The sequence below is a fragment of the Gemmatimonadaceae bacterium genome (genome assembly GCA_019752115.1).
Taxonomy (GTDB): Bacteria; Gemmatimonadota; Gemmatimonadetes; order Gemmatimonadales; family Gemmatimonadaceae; genus Gemmatimonas.
In genome coordinates, this window is sequence record JAIEMN010000012.1 from 40,367 (window position 1) to 63,455 (window position 23,089).

The 23,089-nt window shown below is 68.3% G+C and carries 17 protein-coding genes; 14 read left to right on the plus strand and 3 right to left on the minus strand.

Annotated features, from left to right (window positions below):
* The first annotated feature begins 21 nt into the window (after positions 1 to 21).
* Positions 22 to 630, plus strand: a complete 609-nt coding sequence (locus K2R93_06220) for a hypothetical protein (GenBank protein ID MBY0489418.1) — start codon at positions 22 to 24, stop codon at positions 628 to 630.
* Here K2R93_06220 and K2R93_06225 read toward each other — a convergent pair.
* The gene (locus K2R93_06225; protein ID MBY0489419.1) at positions 616 to 1,053 is read right to left on the minus strand and encodes a vitamin K epoxide reductase family protein; all 438 of its coding nucleotides are present in this window, start codon (positions 1,051 to 1,053) and stop codon (positions 616 to 618) included. The two genes, K2R93_06220 and K2R93_06225, sit on opposite strands and share 15 nt — an antisense overlap.
* Positions 1,054 to 1,129: 76 nt before the next feature.
* Here K2R93_06225 and K2R93_06230 point away from each other — a divergent pair, with 76 nt between their 5' ends.
* The 3 genes from K2R93_06230 to K2R93_06240 all read left to right on the plus strand — a co-directional run bounded on the left by K2R93_06230 (position 1,130) and on the right by K2R93_06240 (position 4,616).
* A complete protein-coding gene (locus K2R93_06230; GenBank protein MBY0489420.1) occupies positions 1,130 to 1,471 on the plus strand; it encodes a DUF485 domain-containing protein in 342 nt (113 codons plus the stop codon).
* On the plus strand, positions 1,471 to 3,024 hold the full coding sequence (locus tag K2R93_06235; GenBank protein ID MBY0489421.1) for a sodium/solute symporter: 1,554 nt from the start codon (positions 1,471 to 1,473) through the stop codon (positions 3,022 to 3,024). The genes K2R93_06230 and K2R93_06235 overlap by 1 nt, the downstream gene beginning before the upstream one ends.
* Positions 3,025 to 3,413: 389 nt before the next feature.
* Positions 3,414 to 4,616, plus strand: coding sequence for a GGDEF domain-containing protein (locus K2R93_06240; GenBank protein MBY0489422.1), 1,203 nt, complete (start codon positions 3,414 to 3,416; stop codon positions 4,614 to 4,616).
* Positions 4,617 to 4,652: 36 nt separating this feature from the next.
* On the opposite strand, the gene K2R93_06245 is transcribed toward K2R93_06240, so the two are convergent.
* Together K2R93_06245 and K2R93_06250 are read right to left on the minus strand one after the other, a co-directional pair.
* Positions 4,653 to 6,431, minus strand: coding sequence for a protein kinase (locus K2R93_06245; protein MBY0489423.1), 1,779 nt, complete (start codon positions 6,429 to 6,431; stop codon positions 4,653 to 4,655).
* An 8-nt stretch (positions 6,432 to 6,439) separates the two neighbouring features.
* Entirely contained in the window at positions 6,440 to 10,564 is a 4,125-nt protein-coding gene (locus K2R93_06250) for a HAMP domain-containing protein (GenBank protein MBY0489424.1), read from the minus strand.
* A gap of 67 nt (positions 10,565 to 10,631) precedes the next feature.
* On the opposite strand from K2R93_06250, the gene K2R93_06255 reads away from it, so the two are divergent.
* The 10 genes from K2R93_06255 (at position 10,632) to K2R93_06300 (ending at position 22,937) form a co-directional block, all read left to right on the plus strand.
* Positions 10,632 to 11,414, plus strand: coding sequence for a hypothetical protein (locus K2R93_06255; protein ID MBY0489425.1), 783 nt, complete (start codon positions 10,632 to 10,634; stop codon positions 11,412 to 11,414).
* Positions 11,415 to 11,501: 87 nt separating this feature from the next.
* Positions 11,502 to 13,001: a TolC family protein gene (locus K2R93_06260; protein ID MBY0489426.1), complete on the plus strand. Its 1,500-nt coding sequence runs from the start codon at positions 11,502 to 11,504 to the stop codon at positions 12,999 to 13,001.
* 12 nt (positions 13,002 to 13,013) lie between these two features.
* Complete coding sequence (locus K2R93_06265) at positions 13,014 to 14,297, plus strand: efflux RND transporter periplasmic adaptor subunit (protein ID MBY0489427.1); 1,284 nt, start codon at positions 13,014 to 13,016, stop codon at positions 14,295 to 14,297.
* Between the two features lie 41 nt (positions 14,298 to 14,338).
* Positions 14,339 to 15,100 carry an ABC transporter ATP-binding protein gene (locus K2R93_06270; protein MBY0489428.1) on the plus strand — a complete coding sequence of 254 codons (762 nt, stop codon included), beginning with the start codon at positions 14,339 to 14,341 and terminating at the stop codon, positions 15,098 to 15,100.
* Between the two features lie 175 nt (positions 15,101 to 15,275).
* Positions 15,276 to 16,523, plus strand: coding sequence for an ABC transporter permease (locus K2R93_06275; GenBank protein MBY0489429.1), 1,248 nt, complete (start codon positions 15,276 to 15,278; stop codon positions 16,521 to 16,523).
* Between the two features lie 3 nt (positions 16,524 to 16,526).
* On the plus strand, positions 16,527 to 17,792 hold the full coding sequence (locus K2R93_06280) for an ABC transporter permease (protein ID MBY0489430.1): 1,266 nt from the start codon (positions 16,527 to 16,529) through the stop codon (positions 17,790 to 17,792).
* A 53-nt stretch (positions 17,793 to 17,845) separates the two neighbouring features.
* Entirely contained in the window at positions 17,846 to 19,087 is a 1,242-nt protein-coding gene (locus K2R93_06285) for an ABC transporter permease (GenBank protein ID MBY0489431.1), read from the plus strand.
* Positions 19,088 to 19,090: 3 nt separating this feature from the next.
* Positions 19,091 to 20,350, plus strand: a complete 1,260-nt coding sequence (locus K2R93_06290) for an ABC transporter permease (protein MBY0489432.1) — start codon at positions 19,091 to 19,093, stop codon at positions 20,348 to 20,350.
* A 90-nt stretch (positions 20,351 to 20,440) separates the two neighbouring features.
* On the plus strand, positions 20,441 to 21,685 hold the full coding sequence (locus tag K2R93_06295; GenBank protein MBY0489433.1) for an ABC transporter permease: 1,245 nt from the start codon (positions 20,441 to 20,443) through the stop codon (positions 21,683 to 21,685).
* Position 21,686: 1 nt separating this feature from the next.
* Complete coding sequence (locus K2R93_06300) at positions 21,687 to 22,937, plus strand: ABC transporter permease (protein MBY0489434.1); 1,251 nt, start codon at positions 21,687 to 21,689, stop codon at positions 22,935 to 22,937.
* Positions 22,938 to 23,089 lie beyond the last annotated feature (152 nt).

Consider the following 23,089-nt stretch of genomic DNA (forward strand, 5'->3'; position numbering starts at 1 on the left):
GAGCGGACTAGTTTACATACCATGCCCACGCCCGCCCCGGTTCCCGTCAGCTTTGGGTCACTCGTGCTCGCCCTGAGTCTGCTGGGCGGGGGCGTGCTCGTGGCCAAACGGGCCACCGCCGACGGCACCGACCAGCCGGGCAACATCCTCGCCTCCGCGGGACTCGTGCCCGGCACCGACACGGCCCCGGCCACCGCCCCCAGGCTGGGCCAGACGCTGGGCACCACCCGCGTGAAGGACCTGAGCGGCAAGGTGGTGCCGCTCGTTCCCGCCGGTCAGCCGGGGGTGCTCATGATCAGCTCACGGACGTGCAGCTGGTGCAAGCGCACCCTCAAGGACCTCGGCGAGATGAGCGGCACGCGTGCCCTGCCCCGCTTCACTGTGCTCACCCTGGAAGGGGCGAGCGAAGGGGTGCCGATGCTCGCCAAAGAGCATCTCACCGGCGCGCGGCTCGTGGGTCCGGCGACGGGCAATGATGAGGTGCTGCTGACGTTCCGCTTTCCCGGCACGCCCACGCTCATCGCCGTCGATCGCAACGGACGCGTGGTCCGCGTGATTCCCGGCTACCCCATTCGCGACGAACTGCAGCGCCTGTGGAGCGTGATGGTCGGCGAATCAACCGCCCCCTAGCGCTCGCACCCGCTTCTTCTCGAGCGTCACCAGGACCGCGCACGTCGTAATCGACACCGCCGAAATCGCGCACCACGGGCAGAAGCTCTTGAGCACGATGAACTCGCCGTACTTGAGGCGCACCGTGAAGAGCACCGCCGGCCACACCAGCAGCTGCAGCAGCGTCGCCGGCCACACCGCGTCTTCAAGGCTCGGCAGCGAGCCAACGATCGCCGCCACGAACAGCAGGGTGTACCCCACCGTGCCGATCAGCGCGACATCGACGCCCAGAAACCAGCCGAAGCGGCTCCCCTGCACGTACTCGCAGCCGCCGCTCCCGGTACACGCCAGCGAGCCCACCATGCCCAATTTCCACAGGTGGAGATAGAGCGCCACCAGGGCGTTCACGAGGGCCAACACGGCGATGAACTTGCGGATGCTCACGGCGAATCGGGCTGAGGGGTTCCGGGTCGTACCCGGCTCTATCGCGTAAGATCGCCCGACGGTACCTTCGCGCGCCATGACGCCTCCCTCCGGATCTTCCCCCGATGCGTCCCGCCCGGCCCCGTCGGCGGACGCCCTCCGCGCCACCCGACAGGTGGCCGCCCAGCGCTGGCGGATCGCGATCCTGCTGACGATCGGCATGGTGCTGGTCTACTTCGGGTTCATCGCCCTCGTTGCCTTCGCCCCGGCGCGTCTGGGCGCGCTGCTGACCGATGGGCTGAGCATCGGCATTGTGCTTGGCGCCTGCGTGATCGTGGCCGCGTGGCTCCTCACGTACGTCTACGTGCGCTGGGCGAACACGGTCTATGACCCGGCGCTCGCCGCGCTGCGCGACCAGCATACCGGAGGCCGCCGATGATGCAGGCGCCAGCCGCTGCCGCGGCGACGAGCTTCGGGAAACCGGATCCCGTCGCCATCGGCTTCTTCGCGGTCTTCATCACGATCACGCTGGGCATCACCTACTGGGCGGCCCGCCGTACGCGCACCGCCGAGCACTTCTACGCCGCCGGCCGCTCGGTGACGGCCGGCCAGAATGGCTTCGCGCTGGCGGGCGATTACATGAGTGCCGCATCGTTCCTCGGAATCGCCGGCCTCGTGTCTACCAGCGGCTTCGATGGCCTGATCTACTCCACCGGGTGGCTCGTCGGCTGGCCCGTCGTGCTCTTCCTCATCGCCGAGCCGCTGCGCAATCTCGGCCGCTATACCTTTGCCGATGTGGTGGCCGCGCGGCTCAATCCCACCCCGGTGCGCATCAGCGCCGCGTACGGCACACTCGCCACGATCGCGTTCTATCTCATCGCGCAGATGGTCGGCGCCGGCAGTCTCATTCGCCTGCTCTTCGGCATTCCGTACGAAACGGCGGTGATGATCGTGGGCGCGGCGATGATGGCGTACGTCCTCTTTGGCGGCATGCTCGCCACGACGTGGGTGCAGATCGTGAAGGCGTTCCTGCTCCTGGGTGGCGCGGCCATGCTCGCGCTGATGGTGCTCGCCAAGTTCGGCTTCAATCCGAGCGCCCTCTTTGCGGCAGCGGCGAAGGCCAATGGCGCCGGCGTGCTCGCACCCGGCAAGCTCGTCTCGAACCCCGCCGATGCGATCTCGCTGGGACTGGCGCTCATGTTCGGCACCGCGGGGCTGCCGCACATTCTGATGCGCTTCTATACCGTGCCCGATGCGCAGACGGCGCGGAAATCGGTGTTCATCGCCACGGGGCTCATCGGCCTCTTCTACCTGATGACGTTCATCCTGGGCTTCGGCGCCATGGTGCTGGTTGGCCCAGCCACGATCAAGGGGATCGACGCCGGCGGCAACATGGCCGCCCCGATGCTCGCCGAGCTCCTCGGCGGACGCGCCTTCCTCGGTTTCATCGCGGCCGTAGCCTTTGCCACCATTCTCGCCGTCGTCGCCGGCCTCGCCCTGTCGGGGGCCGCCGCGATCTCCCACGATCTCTGGTCAAGTGTCGTGCGGAAGGGACAGCCCAAGCCGGGCGAAGAGATTCGCGTCGCGCGTCTCGCCACCATCGCGCTCGCCCTGGTGGCGATCGCCCTCGGCATGGCCTTCAAGGGGCAGAACGTGGCGTTCATGGTGGGCCTCGCCTTCGCCATCGCGGCCAGCGCGAACTTCCCCGCCCTAGTGCTGAGCGTGTTCTGGCGCCGCACGAGCACGGCGGGGGCCGCCGCCAGCATGATCGTGGGAACGACGGCGACATTGGGGCTGATCGCCCTTTCGCCCGCCGTCCAGGTGGATCTGCTCCACCATGCGTCGGCCGTCTTCCCGCTCAAGAACCCGGCGCTCGTCACGATCCCGCTCTCCTTCCTCACCGGGATCCTGGTCTCCGTGGTCGCCCCGGACCGCGATGCCGACGCGCGCTTCGCCGCGCTCGAGGCGCAGACCCTGCTGGGCGATCACTGAGCCATGGGGGCCCGGCACACTTTGACCGCCAGGCACCCGGCACTTTCGTCCCAACGGGACGAAGGCGTAGCGGACCGGCGGTGTCGCCCGCGCGTCATCGCTGAATTGCTTGAAGTTCCATAAGCCTTTACAAGAAAAGGCTTTGCCTCATTGTAACGAACGTGATTTCAAGCAAGGAATCGTGAGGCAACCTCTGGCATACCGGTTGCATTAGACCGTGCCCGTATCCTCGGGTTCGCCGAGGGGGACACTTCTGCCGATGTCGGCTTCGCCCGTGTCCCGACTCGATTCCTTGCTTCAGAATGCTCGACCGCATTTCTCGACGACTGGCAATTTGGGCGTTGTTGGCCATCGCTCCGGCGGGTGCTGCCGCGGCCACGGTCAGCGGCATGACCGGAACCAGTCTCACGGATGCCGCGCCCCTGCTCTCGGCCGTGGCGTTGCTCGTGTCGATCCTCGGCTGGCGGCTGCTCCATCAGCAGTTGCAGGGGCAGCGCCGCGAAGATCACTCGCTCCGGGAACAGGTCCGCCGCCTGCACGAAGCGATGCATGCCAGTGCCGACGGACTCTTCGTGCTGCAGGCCATGCGCGACGAACACGGGGTCATCACGGACTTCCGCATTACGGACGTGAACGGCATCGGCGCGTCGCTGCTGCGGCGGTCCGCGGACACGCTCACCGGACGGTCGCTGCGGGGCGATCTGGCGAGCCCCTTCGCCGAACAGCTGTTCGAGCGCTATGTGTGGGCGCTGTCCACGGGTTCCCCGATCGTCGAGGACGTGCGCGTACACCGGCAGCATCTCGCGGCACGCTGGGTCCTGCACCAGGCAATGCCCATGAGTGACGGCCTCGCGGTGACGGTACGCGACATCTCCCAGCGCAAACGCGAAGAGCGGACGCTGCGCCGCGCGTCCCTCACCGATGATCTGACGGGGCTCTACAACCGCCGCGGGTTCATGGCGCTGGCCGATCAGCAGCTGCGCATGGCGCGGCGCAATGGTCGCGATTGCGTGGTGCTGTATGCGGACATGGATGGCTTCAAGCAGCTCAACGACGACCACGGGCACGCCGTGGGCGACAAGGCGCTGATTCTCGTGGGGCGCCTCCTGCGCGAAACCGTCCGTGACTGCGATGTGGTGGCCCGACTTGGCGGTGACGAGTTCACGATTCTCGCCTGCGACGCCGACGGCACCGGCGCGCGCATCATTCAGAAGCGCATCGAGGAGCGTCTCGCCGTTGCCAACAGCAGCGGGGAGCTCCCAGCGCCGCTGCAGCTCACGATTGGCTACACCCGCGTGCGCCCGAGTGATCACTCGAGCGTGACCGAACTCCTCGCGCGCGCGGATCAGCTGTTGTACGCCCGCAAGCGGCGCCGACACCTCACGCGGTTGCATGGAACGCCAACCGTCACGACCGAAACGCACGCGGCACGTCCGCGCGGCCCGCGTCGCACGCCGCGCGTGGCGCCGGTGGCTGTGCCGGCCGATGTGGCGGCCGTCGCGATCGCCGCTGCACGCAACCTGCCCGTTCGTACGCCGGTCGCCGATCCGATGCCGATGGTTCCGCCGCTCCGGCTACACGTCAGCTCGTAGGCGGCGCGATTCGAGCGCCCTACGCGAAGAGCGCCGTCACCACTCTGGTGGCGGCGCTTCTTCGTCGCTACTGGGTCCTTCCAGCAGGCGGCGCCACCACGGCCGCTGATCTTCCGCCCGCCGCATGGCCCGGACCACTTCCCGCCAGGCCGCGCGCATCTCCTGCGCGTCCTCGAAGCGATCGTCCACGCGCTGCGCGAGCCCGCGCGCCAACCACGAGCCCAGCTCCTCGGCAAACCCGAGCTCCTGCAGACGCTCCGGCAGCGTGTCGGAGAGCTGCTGGGCGAGAATCATCTCCGCCTTGCCATCTCCGAACGGCGGCTTGCCGGTGAGCACAAAGAACACAATGCTCGCGATGGCATAGCAGTCGGTCGCCGGCCCCTGCGCTTCTCCCAACAGCTGCTCCGGTGCGGCGAAGCTCGGCGTCCCACTGGTACCCGCCTTCTCATCGCCCAACGCGTAGGCGATGCCGAAGTCGCCAATGCGCCACCGCCGGAAGCGATCGATGAGGATGTTCTCCGGCTTGAGATCCCGGTGAATGATCCCGCTCGTGTGCGCGGCGTGCAGCGCCTCGAGCACTTCATCGACCTGCGGCGCGATCTCCTCGAAGGGGCGCGGTCCTGAGCGCGACACCAACTGCGCCACCGACCCCCCTTCGGCGAGCTCCATCGTGTACCAGACGATGCCGCCACGGCTGTCACTGTCGTAGATCGGCACGATGGCTGCGTGCGCAAGCTGTGCCGCCAGACGCGCTTCGCGCCGGAAGCGCGCCACCGCGACGTCGTCCTTCGCGATGTGCGGATGCAGCACCTTGATGGCCACCTCGCGCGAGAGCGAGAGGTCACGGGCGCGCCACACACTGCCGAACATCCCGCTCCCCAACGGGGCGAGAATCTCGTAGTCGTCGGACGTGGCCCACCGCAGACGCCCTTCCGCCGACGCCAATGTGCTCGGCAGCTCGTCGCCTTCGGGGGCGATGAACATCGGCCGGACCGACACATTCCGATCAAGTTCGCGCAGCATCGCCGCGATGCTCGGATAGCGCGCGTCGGGATCGGGGTCGAGCGCACGCTGAATGACGGTCCCGAGCGCCTGCGGGCACTCGGGGCGCAACAAGGACAGCGGCGGCACGTGATCGTGCGGCGCGGTTTCACCGGTCAGCATGACGAAGAGCATCGCCGCCAGCTGCCACTGATCGGACGCCGTCGTGGGCTTCCACTCGCCGGGCGCCCACTCGGGGGCCCACGGGGTAAACGCCTCGTCGGGGATCAGCCCGGCCGGTCGATGTTCGCGCGGCAACACCCACTCCCAGCCGAGCAGCCAGAGGCGCCCGCCCGGCGTCAGCCAGACTGTACTGGGCGACACCGCGCCGTGCGCGCTCCCCGTGTCATGCAGATAGGCCAAGGTGGCCCCCGCTTCGCGCAGCACCTGGAGCGCGAACGGAATGCCATCCGGCCCCAGGCGCATCACGCGCGACCAGACGGTTTCGCCGCTGATCCAGCGCCGCAGATAGCCCGGTCCGCGCCGACTCTCCTGATACGACGCCCAGTAGTGATACGTGGTGGGAATCGAGGGATGGTTGCGATGGGCGAGCGCGCGCGCCTCATGCTGCAGCCACTCACCGTGCGCCTCGTTCTGCACGCTCACGAGCGACAGCGAGCGTCCCAGGGCGTCCACCACTTCCTGATAGTGGCGATGCTCCCGCTGCACGGCCTCGTCGCCCCACGACCACCCAGGCGGCAGCGACCACGACGCCAAGTGGGGCGGCGGCGAGGCGGTAGGCTCGTGGTCGGTGGAGGAGCTGATCAGGGGCATCCTCCAGTTTAACGCCGCAGCGCGCCCGATGCTTCCCGCACCGACGGCAGGATCACCTCGACACGGGTGCCCACACCGATGCGACTCGTCACACTGATCGTACCGCCCCACCCTTCGATCAAACGGCGGCTGATCGCGAGTCCGAGTCCGCTCCCGCTCGTCCGGGTCGAAAAATGCGGCTCGAAGATCCGGGGAAGGACATCCTCGGCAATCCCGCAGCCGTCGTCGCTGACCACGATGCGGACCTGCCCATCGGCGGCGGTCACCTCCACCCGCACCGTACGGGCGCCGGCCAACCGCGCATTCTCGAGCAGGTTGATCAGCACCTCGCGCAACTCGTCGCGTGACGCCACCGCGATGCACGCAGCATCGGGGGTCACGGCCTGCCATTGCACCGCCGCATCGCTGGGATCGGCATCGCCCAGCCGCTCGAGCTGCACGACGTCCTGCACCACCGCGGTGACGTCCACGGCCACCGGCGCCAGGCGCTCGGCCGGCGCCGTGCCGTAGCGACTGAAGGCCCGCGCGATTTCGTCCAGGTGATCGATCTCCTGCAGCACGCGACCCACATTCGTCTCGAGAATCTCCGCGAAGTCGCCCCGACCATCGCGATAGGCCCGACGCAAATGCTGCACGCCGAGGCGAATGGGCGTGAGCGGATTCTTGATTTCGTGGGCCACCTGCCGCGCCATTTCGCCCCAGGCGAGCACGCGCTGCGCCGATGCAAGTTTCGTCACATCGTCGAGCGTGAGCACCGCACCACTCGGCAGTCGGGTGAGTCGCGCGCGCAGTTCGCGACCGTCGAGCCGGAGTTCGAACGCCTCTTCGTCGGCCGTCCCCGCCAGGAAGGCGCGCGCCTGCCGCACGAGTTCTGCATGCGCCGCCGGCCAGCTCGCCAGCGTGGTCTCGCGCACCGGGAAGCCCAACAACGCATCCGCGCGCGGATTGGCGAGACTCACCGATTCGCCCTGCAGGAGCCCCACCACACCCGAGGCCACATGCTGCAGCACCGCCGAGGTGCGTCGCTGCGCCGCCTCGAGCGCCTGCCGACTTGCGGCGAGATCATCGGCCATGCGGCTGAAGGCGCGGTACACCGGCGCGAACTCGGACGCCGGTGCGGTGCCAAGCTGAGGCGACTCGCCACCCGCGGCGAGGGCGAGTGCCGCCTCACGCAGCGCGCCCACGGGCTGGGCCAGTGAGCGCGCGGCGAGCCCGCTCGACCAGATCGCTGCCAGTGCGCCCAACATCGTGGCAAAGACGACGAGCACGCCCAGATCCTCGCGTCGCGCGTCGAGCGCGAATTCGCCGCCGCGGGCCGGTGTCACCAGCACCGCTTCGTTGGCGGCGGCGGTGATGGGGACGGCGACGCTGGGCAGCGGCCCGCGACCGAAGCGGCGATAGCCGATCAGCGCGTCGGACTCGCCGACCCGCAGGCGCCGCGTGGTGAACAGGTCGTCGCTGGTGAAGTCGGTCTCGGTCAGCGTCACCGGCAACAGGCGGCCCAGTGGTGCCAGCGCATCGAGCACCGAGTCGCTGGCGGTCACGAGCAGGCCTTGCTTGTACAGAAAGAGCGGTGCCCCCGTACTCGAACGCTGCGTGCCAAGCGGGCGAGTCTCCTGCTCGGCGGCCGCGACGCGCAACGTTTCGCGCACCAGCAGTTCGCGCGCTGCCCGATCGTCGTCCTGCAGACGCACCCACGCCCACAAGGCGAACAGGCCAGCGGGGACGATGAAGAACGTGAGGAGCGCGCCCGACAGTCGAACACGATAGCTGCGCGACCAGCGCGCCCGCCGCACACGAACCAGCCGTCCGAGGGCGCCATCGGCGAGTGCGGTGGCGGTCCACACCACGAGCACCACGAGCACATCGAGCATCACCAGCAGGGCGCCGCGCGGGAGCAACGCGTCGAGCCCGCGCAGATCCACCTCGACATGCACGCGTCGCATTTCGCCGGTGTCGATGGTGCTGGGCCCCACGACGCCATCGCCGTGCAACGCGTCGGCGCGACGGCGCCAGGTGATGCGCCCGGTGAGCACATCGCCGGCTAGCGGCGTACTCAACTCGAGCTTGTAGGGGGCGACGGTGCCGCGCGTCCCGGTCACACCGGTGAACGCCGCAAAGGCATCCGCAGGCAGGAGCGCAGTGCGTGGCGGCACCGCCACCGTCAGCACACTGCTGTCGGTGAGTGGCACCCCCGCGAGGAGCAGGCGCGTCGGGCCATCGGTGACCGTGCGGATCTCGATCGCGCGACTGAGTCGCGCGAGCATGGCCACCGTGGCCTGCGCGCCCGCCGGATCACTCACCGGCGCCAACTCGAGCACTGTGGAAGCGGTATCCGTGTTGGCCGGCAACCACCGCGCGAGGCGCGCGGGATATCCCGCGGCCGCGAGTTCGCTCCCGGCATAGCGGCGCAGCAGGACATCGGCGCCGGTGCCACGCAGTGGTTCGTCACGCACCGACATCGCGAACCGTTCGAGCAGCCGCAGCGCGTTCTCGTCCACCGCCGACAGACGTGCCAGATCATGCTCCACGAGCGCGACACGCGCCCGCACGGTGGCGCCCCACGTCAACGTGACCGCGCCACTCCCCGCCACGACGGCCGCAGCCACCACCTGCGCGAGGCCACGTCGGGTGAGCGCGAAGGCCGCGATGGCACAGATCCACGGAATCGGATACCACCCGGGCCACGACCCCGAGGCTTCGATGAGGACCGGGGCCATCATCGCTGCGATCACCGCCAGCATGGGCGCGAGCACCGCCGGCAATCCGCGCCGAGTCCCGAGCGCCACCTGCCCCGCCGCGGCGCCGGCCAGCAGCACCACCGCACCGACGAGGGCGAGCGCCAGCTGCCACGCCGACCAGAGCCCCACGCTCGGACCCGCGGCCGGCAACCCGATGCCGCGCGCCAGATCGCGCAGCAGGAAGGGCCCGCCACCGGCCGCAATCACCAGCAGCAGAATGGCCACGCGACGCGAGGGGCGCTGGCGCGTCGCCCGCAGCACGAACAGCAGCACCGCGAGCACCAGCGACGCCGACAGCAGCAGCGCGGCCGCCGTGGACGTAAGCGGCCCGCCCATCGGCGCAAAGAAGTTCGCCGGATCGAACAGCGACGACAGATTCGACAGTCCGGGCAACGGCGACATCGCCACGGTGGCGAGCGCGAGGCTCGTACTGGCAAAGCGCTCGAGCGTTCCCGATGGGCGGCGCCACGCGATCGCCAGCATGGCGACGAGCGCGACGAACAGCGCCACCGCGGTCCGTGAGCGCGCCCGCTGCTCGGTGGCGAGGCGTGTCTCGCCTTCGGTGTATGTGGTCGCCCGGACCCGCGCGAGGCGCGTGGGCCCGATCTGCACCACCATCACGGTCGAACCGGGTTCCACCCGCGTGCTGTCAGGTGATTCGATGATCGTGTGCGCGGCGTCGATGCGCCCCGGCAGCGTGCGCAGCAGCGGGCGCGTGAAGCGATCCGCCGGTGGCGCCGACGTCAGCAAGGCGGCGGCGACAATCTCGATCTGCCCATCGGGCGAGAGCGCCCGCGCGATCACCGAGGTGTGAAACACCCCGTCGATCAGGGCGACGCCGGAGCCTCCGGTGGCCGACACCGGCGTGTGCAGCTGTCCGGCACGGGCCACCAGCCGTCCACCGCGAAACACCAAGAGCGCCGACTCCACATCGGTGGGCAGCGGCGCGGCGATCGCCGGCGTGCGCCCCTCCATGACGTCCGCGACGAAGCTCGCCTCCGTAGCGCGCTGGCGGACCGCCTCCCGGAGCGCTTCCGCCACCTCCCGCACGCTGGCCGAGACCTGCTCGGCCCGCGTTTCGCGCTCGGTGGCCGACCAGCGTGGCCAGTCGCGCCGCATGGAGGAGAGCGTGGCCGTATCGGCGGCACCGACCAGCACCCCGATCGTGAGGGCGACCACAGAGACCATGGCCAGCCCCCGGGGCCGCCGCACCCCCGGCAACAGCGCCGCCGCCGCGAGCGTGGCCCCGCCGCAGACCACGAGCCGGGGCCACCCCGGCGCCTGCTGCCACCACGCCAGGGCCAGGAGCGCCGACGCCGCCGCCAAGACCCAGAGCGCCGGCCAGCGATCGGCCGTCGTGGAGGAGGATCCGGGAGGGGTGGGCGAAGCCATGGCCCACAATACCCCGAAGCCGGGCGGGAGGCGACGGGTCCTTACCCGTCCCGGTTATCTTGCAGGGATGTCGCCCGCCCTTCGCTTTTGCGTGCCTGCGTACGCGGCGCTCCGCCGATGGCCTGCCGCCCTCCGCGCGCGGGCCACGTGGGCCGCCACCTGGCTGGCGCTCGTCGCCGTGCCGGGCGCCGCCCAGTCGCCCGCCGCCAAGGCGCCGGTCCGTTTGGACGAGGGCAGCTTCACGATCACCCTCAACGGCCAGCGCGCCGGACGCGAACAGTTTTCGATTCAGCAGGTCACGGCCGCGGACGGCGCGACCCTCGAGGTCCGTGCGGAATCGGCCGTCAGCGACCGGCGGAGCGCGATGCGCCTCGACGCTGACAGCGCGGGCACGCCGGTGCGGTACTCCGTGGAAGAGCGACGGGGCGCCGAGCTCACGCTGCGCCTCGGTGGCCAGCGCGTGCGCGGGCGCTTTGCAACGTTGGCGCGGAGCCTCACCGGTGAAGCCGCGCGCGAGTACATGCTGCGCCCGGGCGCGGTCGTCGTTGAAGAGGACGGCATCGTGCAGCATGCCCTGCTGGTGCGCGGCGCCGCGGCAACCACGACGACCGGCGTGACCCTCCCCAGCCTCACCCCGATCGCCAATGCGCAGGGCGTGGTGCGGATCGTGCCCGAAGCCGATGGCGACATCGTCGCCATTGCCGGGGTGCGCATCCCCGCCCGGCGGTGGCGCTGCGTCACCAACGATGGTGAGGTCCGGTTGGTATGGACCGATGTGGAGGGGCATCTGCTCCGCCTCAGCATTCCCGCGCGCAACCTCGATGCGCTGCGTGATGATGTGCCCCGTTGACCGTGCCGGTCCGGACGCACTGAAACCATTCCGCGGGGGCCCGCGTACGCCCCGCTGTAACGACTCTTCTTCCTTTCGCTTCGTCCCATGAGACTTTCCGCGACTGCTCTCGGATTCGCGCTCGCGCTCGCCACGGTGACCGGGGGCCTGCGCCCCACCCAGGCGGTGGCGCAGGCCGCACCCGCCGCGGGCAACGTGCTGACGCTTGCCGACGCCATTACGCTGGCCCGGCGCAACAACCCGGGGCTTCAGACCTCACTCAATGCCCGTCGCACGGCGGCCGCCAACGTGCGCGCCGCGAATGGCCAGCTCATTCCCACCGTCAGCACGGGGTTCGGCGCCGGCTATCGTGAAGGCCGTCAGCAGTTCTTCGCCGGTCAGGGCTTCGGGTCCACGAACGACCAGCTCTCCACCGACGCCAACGCCAGCGTGTCGCTGAGCCTCACGCCGGGCTTCCTGCAGGATCTCGCGGCCGTGAAGGCCAGCCGCGACGCCACCGAAGCCGACATCACGGTGGCCGAGCAGAACCTGCGCAATACGGTGACCACGCAGTATCTCACCGCGCTGCAGGCGCAGGCGCGCGCCTCGCTGCAGGACACGCTCCTCGCGACCACCACCGCGCAGCTCCAGCTGGCCCGCGCCCGCCTGCAGGTGGGCTCCGGCACGCAGCTCGATGTGCAGCGCGCCGAAGTGGCCGATGGTCAGCAGCGCGTGGCGTCACTGAACGCCAAGAATCAGGCACAGATCGAAATCGTGCGGCTCTTCCAGCAGATCGGCATTGCGCCGGTGCTCGACATCAAGCTCGACGCGAATCTGCCCGCCACGCCCACGGTGGATCTCTCGCAGGTGCTCGACCAGGCCAAGAAGTCCAACCCGCAGCTGGCCGCGCTGTCGGCGCGCGAGCAGGCCGCGAGCAAGTCCCTCTCCTCGGCCAAGCGCGCGTACCTGCCGTCGATGTCGCTCAGCGCCAGCCTGTCGGCCTTTGCCAATCGCTACACGAACACCAATCAGCTGATCACGAGTGGGCAGGCCTCGCTCGCGGCGCAGAAGGCGTCATGCATTCGCGGCGAAGAGGTGCGCGCGGCGCTCAACCTGGCCAACAACCTCGCGGCGTGCAACGCGATCGCCTGGACCGCGGCGAACGAGCAGTCCATCAAGGACTCGCAGGCCAAGTATCCGTTCGGCATGACGCGCAACCCGTACAGCCTCAACGCCAGCTTCTCGCTCCCGATCTTCAACGGGTTCCGTCGCGAACAGCAGATCGAAGCGGCGAGCGTGCAGCGCAAGAACGTGCAGAACGACCTCCGCACGCAGGAACTGCGCGTCACCGCCGATGTCACGGCGGCGTACCTCTCCCTCAATACCGCGCAGCAGACGGTGGTCCTCCAGGAGCAGAACGTGCGCACCGCGCGCACGGCGCTGCAGCTGGCGCAGGAGCGCTACCGCGTGGGCGCGATCAGCATCGTCGATCTCGTGCAGGCGCGTGGTGACTATGAACGCGCCGAGACCGACCGTATCACCGCCGTGTACGACGTCCAGCGCGCCTTTGCCGCGCTCGAAAACGCCGTCGGGCGTCCCCTCCGCTAACCGAGCACCATCATGAAGACTTCCGTGAAGTGGGGCATTGGCATCGTCGCCGTCGCCGGACTCGGCGCCCTCGGCGTCGTGGCCGCCAAGAAGCAGGGCACGAAGCCCGTGGAGGTGCGCGTGGAGGCCGTGGAAGCCCGCGATCTCGTCTCCTCCGTGCAGGCCAGCGGGCAGATTCAGCCGCGCATCAAGGTCAACGTGTCGTCGGACCTGACCGGCAAGATCGTGCGTCTCGCAGTGCGCGAAGGCGACATGGTCAAGAAGGGGCAGTTCCTGCTCCAGATCGACCCCGAGGCCGCGACCGCGGCCATGCAGCGGGCCGAAGCGCAGCTCGCGTCGGCCCGCGCACAGGCCGCTCAGGCCAAGGCGAACCTCATCCAGGCCCAGCGCAACTACGAGCGGCAGATGCAACTCAAGCAGACGCAGCCCGGCATGGTCAGTGAGGAGCAGCTCGAGCAGCTCCGCACGCAGACGGAGGTCAACAAGGCGCTTGCCGAAGCGGCGAACTACGCCGTGGAGCAGTCGGTGGCCTCGGTGCGCGATGCGCGTCAGAACCTCGGCCGCACCACCATCACGGCGCCGATGAGCGGCAAGGTCACGCGGCTGAATGTCGAAGAGGGTGAAACGGCGATCATGGGCACCCTGAACAAGGATGCCGCCACGCTGCTCACCATCTCCGACATGAGCATCCTCGAGACGAAGGTGAAGGTCGACGAGACCGACGTGGCTCGCATCAGCGTGGGCGACTCGGCCGTCATCCAGATCGACGCCTTTCCCGATACGACGTTCCTCGGCAAGGTCGTCGAGATCTCGAACAGCTCCGTTGCCAAGGCGGCCGCCACCAACACCGGTGACCAGGCGATCGACTACGAAGTGCGCGTTCAGCTGCTCAACCCGCCGGTGGATACCCGCCCGGACTTCTCGGCCACGGCCAAGATCATCACCGCGCAGCGCAAGAACGTGCTGAGCATCCCGATCATTGCCTTGTCGGTGCGCGAGAACGAGTCGCTCCCGAACGGGGATTCGGCGGTCACGGTGGGCAAGCAGCCGGCCAAGGAAGTCGGCAAGCGCGATGTGGAAGGCGTCTTCATCGTGGGGACGGACAACAAGGTGACCTTCCGCCCCGTAAAGGTGGGGATCACCGGCGAGCGCCACTTCGAGGTACTTTCCGGTCTCAAGGCGGGCGAGCAGATCGTGGCGGGCACGTACCAGGCCATCCGCGAACTCAAGGACGGGGCCCTCATCAAGCCCAGCAAGCCCGAGGAGAAGAAGGCGGCCACGGGAGCGAAGAAGTGAGCACCACCGACGAGATCGGCCTGAGCACCACCGGCGAGCGCATGGCCGTCACGGCCACGCACGGCGCCACCCCGTCTTCGGATTGGGTGATCGTGACCCGCCAGCTCAAGCGGCAGTACGACATGGGCGGTGAAATCGTCCGCGCCCTGCGGGGGGTCGATCTCGCCATCCGTCGGAACGAGTACGTCGCCATCATGGGCCCGTCGGGCTCGGGCAAGTCCACGCTCATGAATCTCATGGGCTGCCTCGATACACCGAACGAGGGCGAGTACTGGCTCAACGGCATGCTCGTCTCGGCCATGTCCGACGATCAGCTCGCCCGTGTTCGCAACAAGGAGATCGGGTTCGTCTTCCAGACGTTCAACCTCCTGCCCCGCGCCACGGCGCTCCAGAACGTCGAACTGCCGCTCGTGTACGCCGGGGTCTCGGCCGAAGAGCGCAAGGCACGGGCGATGGAAGCGCTCGAGCGCGTGCAGCTCGGCCAGCGCGTGCATCACCGCCCGAACGAACTCTCCGGCGGTCAGCGTCAGCGCGTGGCGATCGCCCGCGCCCTGGTGAACCGGCCGTCCATGCTCCTCGCGGACGAACCGACCGGTAACCTCGACTCGCAGACCTCGGAAGAAATCATGAAGGTCTTCGAGGAGCTCGCCACGCAGGGCCAGACGGTCGTGATGGTGACCCACGAGCCCGACATCGCCGCCCACGCCCGCCGCGTGGTGGTGCTGCGTGACGGCGTGATCGCGAGTGACGAAAAGCGCGAGCAGTTCATCGAGCGTGTGGGTCTGACACACGCGGCGCACTAAGTTCTCGGCCGAAAAGCTCACACAGAGTACATGGGGACAGACGGGGTCACGGTGAACAGCCGTGACCCTTTTCTTTGCTCTCCCTGTGCGCACGTCAGTCCCCGTGTGCCCTGTGTGAGCAGTTCATGACATCTCAGTGGGTGAAACGATCGGCACGTGGGCGCGTAGGGTCGCCATGCACTTTTTCGAAGCCGTCATCCTCGCCCTGCGCACCATCCGCACGCAGAAGCTCAAGAGCGCGTTCACGCTCCTGGGCGTCTGCATCGGGGTCATGTTTCTCATCTCGGTGGTGTCGATCGTCGAAGGGATGGGTCGCTACATGCAGGACGACCTCATCGGCAAACTGATCGCCGTCAACACCTTCGAGCTGCGCAGCCGGCCGAACATCAACATCGGCGATATCGACGACGCCACGTGGGAGGAGTACCGCAAGCGCCCGCGCCTCGACATCACCGATGTCCCGCCCGTCACGCGCGTTCTCCCCGATGGCGTGCGCTGGTATCTGAGCAGCGAGGACAACGTGCGGGCCACCACGCCCACCAGTGGCAAGCCGCGCTCGGTGCAGGTCTACGCGGTTGACGGCGACTATTTCGAGATCAAGAAGCTGGGCATTGCCCGTGGCCGGCCGCTCACGGCGCAGGAGCTGGCACGCGGCGAGAAGACGGTCGTGATCGGTCAGGATGCGGCGGAGCGGCTGTTTCCCGGCGTTGATCCGCTGAATCGCGAACTGAAGCTGGGCGGGGTGCCCTACCGCGTGGTCGGGATCGCCGAGTCGCAGGGCTCTGCCTTCGGGGTGTCGTTCGACAATTTCCTTGTCGCGCCCTGGCATGCGCCCGTTCGCCGGCTGCTGAACTCGCGGCCCAACATCGTGGACGCGGTCGCCATTCAATCGCCGAGCGACGCGGCCATGAAGGAAACGATGGAGATCGTGCGGGCGGCGATGCGCGCGCAGCACAAGCTGCGCCCGGCGCAGAAGGATGACTTCTCGCTGCAGACCGCCGATTCGGCGCTGGAGTTCTGGAACAAGATGAAGCAGTACCTCGTGCTGGCGGGGATCGCACTGCCGGCGATCGGCCTCGTCGTCGGGGCGATCGTCATCATGAACATCATGCTGGTGGCGGTGTCCGAACGCACCCGTGAGATCGGGATCCGCAAGGCGCTGGGCGCCAAGCGGCGCGACATCCTGGCCCAGTTCCTGATCGAAGCGTCCACGCTGGGCACGGTGGGCTCCGCGGTCGGCGTGGGGCTCGGGATCGGCTTGGCGAAGCTGATTGCGGCGGTCTCCCCGTTGCCCGCCAGCGTCGCCCCATGGTCCATCCTGGTGGGTGTCACCCTCGGCGCTGGGGTCGGCATCATCTCCGGCGTGTATCCGGCGAGCCGCGCCGCGCGGCTCGATCCCATCACCGCCCTGCGGCAGGAGTAGCGCATGTCGGCGTTCCGTACACGACTCTCGGCGGTCGCCGAAGGGGTGGTCATCGCGCTCGATGCCGTCCGCGCCAACAAGGTGCGCGCGGGGCTCACCATCCTCGGCATCGCCGTCGGCGTCTTCGTCGTGGTCGCGATATCCGCAGCGGTACACGGCATCAACGAGTCGGTGGCGAAGGACTTCGCGAGTACCGGCCCCACCACGTTTTTCGTCACGCGCTATCCTATCAGCTTCGAGAACTGCGACGGCAGCGATGGCACCTGCACGTGGTTGCGCAATCCACCGCTGCGGTCGCGTGAAATCGACATGCTGCGGCAGTTGCAGAGCGTCGAGGCCGTGGGCGAGCGGTTGGACTGGGGGGCCAAGGTGAAGTTCCGCGATCGCGAGCTGTCGCAGGCTCCGGTCGAGGGATACTCCGCCGAGTGGACGTCGATCAGCGCGCCGGCGGTCTATCCCGGGCGGGCCTTCACGGCGGCCGAAGTCCGATCGGCGGCGCGCGTCACGGTGATCTCCACGCTCATGAAGGAGCGCCTCTTTGGCGATGGCGATCCGATCGGCCGGCAGATTCTGCTCAACAACGTGCCGTTCGAAGTCATCGGCGTGTACAAGGACAACAGCAGCTTCCTGAGTGGCGGTGAGCGGCCCAAGGCGGTTGTGCCCATCACGGCGCTCACCCGCTATATCGGCGCGCGGGCCAGCAACATCGGCCTGGCAGTCAAACCGCGCGAGAGCCTCGAGCCGGCGGTTGCCCGCGACGAAGCCATCGACGAAGTCACCGCCATGCTGCGCGGGCTCCGCGGTCTGCGCCCGAACGAAGAGTCGAGCTTCGCAATCCTTACCCAGGACAAGTTGTTCGAGACGTACAACAAGATCTTCGGGATGTTCTTCCTGGTGATGATCGCGCTGTCCGGCGTGGGACTCATCGTCGGCGGCGTGGGCGTGGTGGCGATCATGATGATCTCGGTGACCGAGCGGACGCGCGAGATCGGCGTGCGCAAGGCGCTGGGCGCGACCAAGGCCACGATTCTCTGGCAGTTCCTCGTGGAGGCAGCCACGCTCACCGGCATCGGTGGCGCGATCGGGCTCTTCGTGGGCTGGCTGGGTAGCGTGGCGATCCGCTCGTTCACCCCCATCGAAGCGAGCATCCCCCCCATGGCAGTCGTCGTGGCCCTCGGTGCCAGCGCAGTCACGGGTGTGCTCTTTGGCATGCTCCCCGCCAGCCGGGCCGCGCGCCTCGATCCGGTCGAAGCGCTCCGGTACGAGTAACCGCGGTTTCCCCCGGCGGGAACAGGCATGGGTGGGGTGGTTATTGTTGAAGGGTGAAAACCCGTGACGCGGTCGTCCTCGCCCTTTCCCAGCTTCGCGTCCAGAAGCTGAAGAGTTTCTTCACCCTGCTCGGTGTCATGATCGGGGTGATGTTCCTCATTGCCGTCGTCTCGATCGTCGAGGGGATGGGCAAGTACGTCGAGGAAGATTTCGCCTCGCGCCTGATCGGCACGAACAGCTTCACGCTGCAGCGCTTCAGCAACGTGGGCCCGGGCGGCAATCGCGGCTTTGACGCGCGCGCGGCGGCGCGCCGCCCCCTGCTCCGCATGACCGATGTGGACGCCGTGAAGGCGGTCCTGCCGCCGACCATGCGGGCGAGCATCAGCAGCACCACGTTCAAGTACGCCTCCGCGCCGGGCGCGCGTCCGCGACAGGTGCAGGCCGTGGCGGCCGATGTGAACTACTTCGTCATCAAGAACTACAAGATCACGAAGGGCCGCCCCTTTACGGACCAGGAAGTGCGGGCCAGCTCGCCCGTCATCGTGATCGGCACCGAAGTCGCCGACCACTTCTTTCCCGGCCTCGATCCGGAAGGACGGCAGCTCCGCATCGCCGGCGTGCCGTTCACCGTGATCGGCATCATCGAGAAGCAGGGGTCGGTGTTCGGCTTTTCGCTCGACCGGCTGGCGATCGCGCCCTACACCAGCCCCATGGGCCGCATCATTCGCCCGGCCAAGGATGTCGGAAGCCTCGTCGTGCAGGTCCCGCGACAGGAAGATCTGCAGGATGGCATGGAGCTCGCCCGCGGCGCGCTGCGCGCGGTGCGCGGGCTGCGCGCGGGGGAACCCGACAACTTCGGGCTCGTCACGCAGGATGCCGCCTTCGGCTTCATCAAGCAGCTGAAGGGGCGCCTCGTCGTCTTCGGCACCGCGCTGCCGGCGGTAAGTCTGGTGGTCGGCGCAATGGTGATCATGAACATCATGCTGGTCGCGGTGGCCGAACGCACGCGAGAGATCGGGGTGCGGAAGGCGCTGGGTGCGAAGCGCGCCGATATCCTGTCGCAGTTTCTTGTGGAAGCGGCCACGCTCAGCACCCTGGGCGCGGCCATCGGCATCGCCCTGGGCATCGGGCTCGCCAAACTGATCTCGGCGTTCACCCCGTTGCCCGCGGCCGTCGCGCCGTGGTCGATCGCCGCCGCCATCGTCACGGGGGCGGGCGTCGGCATTGGCGCCGGGCTCTATCCCGCCAGTCGCGCGTCGAAGCTCGACCCCATCGCCGCCCTGCGCTCGGAGTAACCCATGTTCGCTCGCCTCTTTCTCGTCTTCGAAGGCGTGGGCATGGCACTCGAGGCCATCCGCTCCAACAAGGTTCGCGCGGGTCTCACCATTGCCGGCGTGGCGATCGGCGTGTTCGTGGTCGTGGCGATGGGCTCGGTCGTGTCCGGCATTCGCGCGTCGTTCCAGCAGGATCTCGATCAGATCGGTGCGACGAGCTTCTTCGTGCAGCGGCGCGACAACGGCATCAGTGGCTGCGACGGTACCGACGAGAAGTGCCCCGATCGCTCCAATCCACCCATCAGCTTTGACGAGTGGGCCATGATCCGCCGCCTCCCGGGCGTCGGTACGGTGATCGGCTCGCTCGGCGGGCAGGCCAACTTCGCCTACAAGAACAGCCGCGTCGACAATGTGGGCTACGACGCCTACAGCGTGGACTGGCCCGAAGTCAACGGTGCCGACATTGCCCCGGGGCGCAACTTCACGCGCAACGAAGACGCCGCCGGGTCGCCTGTCGTCCTGATCAACGACACGCTCAAGACGCAGCTCTTCGGCATGTCCGACGCCGTGGGCAAGGCGATCACGCTCAACGGCCAGCAGTTCACGGTGATCGGCATCTACTCACCGCGCGCCGGCTTCCTGCTGTCACTGCAGGGCAAGGGCCCCGATACCCCGCGGGCCATCGTGCCCATTCAGGCCGCTGTGCGCCAGCTGGGGGCCTTCAAGAGCGGGCTGCTGCTCACCGTACGCCCCAGTGCGTCGGCGCGGCAGGATGAAGTGATGGACGAGGTCACCGCCGCCATGCGCGCGAGTCGCGGGCTCAAACCCGGTGATCGCCAGACCTTCTATCTCGTCTCGCAGGATCGCCTGCTCGATACCTTCAACCAGCTCTTTGGCGCGATCTTCGCCGTCGGCCTCGCCCTGTCGGCGGTGGCGCTGCTGGTGGGTGGCGTGGGCGTCGTGGCGATCATGATGATCTCGGTCACCGAGCGGACGCGTGAGATCGGCGTCCGAAAGGCGCTCGGCGCCACGGCGGCCACGATCCGCTGGCAGTTCCTGGTGGAGGCGGCGACGCTCACCAGCATCGGGGCGCTCCTCGGGTTGGGGCTCGGCGCCCTGCTCGCCTGGGGGATTCGTGCCAACAGCAGCATTCCGGCCTTCCTCCCCATGTCCATCGTGATCACGGCCCTCGCGGCCAGCGCCATCACGGGCGTGGCGTTCGGCATGCTGCCGGCGGTGAAGGCCTCCCGCCTCGATCCGGTCGAGGCGCTCCGCTACGAATAAGGCCGGCGCGGGTGTCCCGGTGGGCCCGCCGGACGGGCCCTTCGGCCCTTTCCTGACACCGCGGGGTGCGTCCCCGTATTAGCCTGCAGTATGCGTCCGATCGACATCCTGCGCATGGCCCTCGGCCAGCTGCGCGTGAACCCGCTCCGCACCCTGTTCACGCTGCTCGGGATCGTGGTGTCGGTCGGGTTTCTGGTGGCCGTGGTGGCGATCATCCAGGGGATGAACGCGTACGTGAAGGAGAACTTCGCCGACTCGATGATCGGCGTGAACACCTTCCAGGTGCGGCGTCTGCCGGTGAGCCTTGGCCTCTTCACCGACGACCAGTTCCGCGTGCTGCAGCGCCGGCCGCGCATCAGCGAAGACGATGCCGCCGCCGTGCAGGCTGCCCTGCCCGACGCCCTGGCCATCAGCCTGCAATCCGGCTGGCCCACCCCGCAAAGCGATGTGGTGTACCGCGACCGCACGCTCGGCAGTGTGATGATCTTTGGCGTCACCGCCGACTATCAGGTCGTGCAGGACTATCGCTTCCGCGCCGGTCGGCCCCTGAGCGACGTGGATGTACACGAACGGCGGAACGTCATCGTGGTCGGCACGGATGTCGCCGACAAGCTCTTTGACGGCGCCGACGCGATCGACAAGGAAGTGCGGGTGGCCGGTCAGCGGTTCACGATCGTGGGCGTCACGCAGCCCAAGGGACGCGTCCTGGGGCAATCGTTCGACGGGTTCGTGCTGATGCCGATCACCGCCTTCGAGGCGATCTACGGACGTCGGCAGGCCACCACGATCTCCATCAAGATGCGCGAGGCCGATGAGGTCGGCCCCGCGATGGCGCGCGCCGAAGAAGCGATGCGGATCTCGCGCGGCCTGCGTCCGTCCGATCGCAACAACTTCGACGTCGACACTGCCGACGCCATCGTCAAGTTCTGGAAGCAGCTGACGCGTGTCCTCTTCGCCGTGGTGCCGGCGGTGGTGGCCATTGGCGTGCTGGTGGGCGGCATCGTGATCATGAACATCATGCTCATGGCCGTCACGGAGCGCACGCACGAGATCGGGCTGCGAAAGGCCGTAGGCGCCACGTCGGCGGATGTGCGCCGGCAATTTCTCGCCGAGTCGGTGGCGCTGGCCATGTGCGGCGGGCTGCTCGGCGTGGCCGGCGGCAGCGGGATGGCCCTGCTCGTCTCGGTCTTCTCGCCCCTGCCCGCCCGTGTCACCGGCTGGAGCGTCGCGGTGGCGCTCATCCTCGGGGCCGGTATCGGCGTGCTTTTTGGCGTGTATCCCGCTGCCCGCGCGGCGCGACTCGATCCGATCACGGCCATGCGCGCGGAGACCTGACATGCCGCGCCCGTCGCTCGCCGCCATCTCGGAGAACGTGGGCATTGCCCTCGAGGCGCTCCGCGTGAGCAAGCTGCGGTCGGCGCTCACGATTCTTGGCGTCGTGATCGGCGTCGCCACCGTGATGACCATGGCCGCGATGGTGCAAGGCATTCGCGATCAGATCGTCACGACGATCGAGGTGGCCGGCCCCACGACCTTTTACGTGCTGAAGAAGTTCTCGCAGGTCCCGCTCAATCCGGACAACCTGCCGAAGGATGTTCGCATCCGCCCGGACCTCACCCGCGAGGAAGCCGACGCGATCGCCCGACTGCCGGAGGTGGCGTACGCGAGCATCTGGGCGCAAACGCTGGCGCGCATCGAGGCCGACGGCATCCGCTCGCAACAGATGGCGGTCTTCGGTGCCGACGACGGCTACACCCGCATCCAGGGCGGCGAGCTCGTGGACGGTCGCTGGTTCACGCGTGCGGAGCTGGCCGTCGGTGCGCCGGTGGTGGTGCTGGAGAGCGGCACCGCGCGGTCGCTCTTCGGCCAGGAGCCCTTGATGGGGCGCACGGTGCAGATCGGCGGTCGCCCGCTCACGGTGATCGGCCTCTGGGAAGCGCCGGAAAACATCTTTGCGCCGCCGGGGCAATCGGTGGGGGCCGTGGTGCCCTATCTGCTCATGGAGCACGCCTACCCGATCGACAAGAACAACGCACTCTGGATTCCGGTGAAGCCACGGGCCGGTGTCTCGGTGGCCGCCGCGCAGGGCGCGGTGACCATGGCACTCCGCGAGCAGCGTCATCTCCGGCCGGCCGATCGCAACACCTTCGATCTCGTCACCCAGGATCAGATCCTCGACACCTTCAACAGCATCACCAGCGTCTTCTTCCTGGTGATGATCGTGTTGAGCGGCGTGTCGCTGCTGGTTGGCGGGATCGGCGTGATGGCCATCATGACGGTCTCGGTCACGAGCCGCACCCGCGAGATCGGCGTGCGCAAGGCGCTTGGGGCGACGCGGCAGGACATCCTGATTCAGTTTCTCGTCGAGGCCTCCACGCTCACCGGCATCGGCGGCGCGATCGGCATCGTGCTCGGCCTGATCATGGGGCGCATCGCCGCGCTCGCGCTCAAGGTGGACGCCCCGGTGCCGCTCGCGTTCACCGTGGTCGCCGTCGTGGTCTCGGTCACGATTGGCGTCGTGTTTGGCATGGTGCCGGCCCGGCGGGCGGCGCGACTCGATCCCATCGAAGCGCTGCGCTACGAATGATTCCGCACTCCGGCGTGCGAGATGAGCCGCCTTTCATCCGCGGCGCCGAATTCATATTCTCGCAGGGTTAAGTCTGGAACGCCGTCGCCGAGACTAGGCGGTGAGACGTTTCGTCCCAGCGACTATTTCGCGCCGCCGCCGGCGCTACCGCT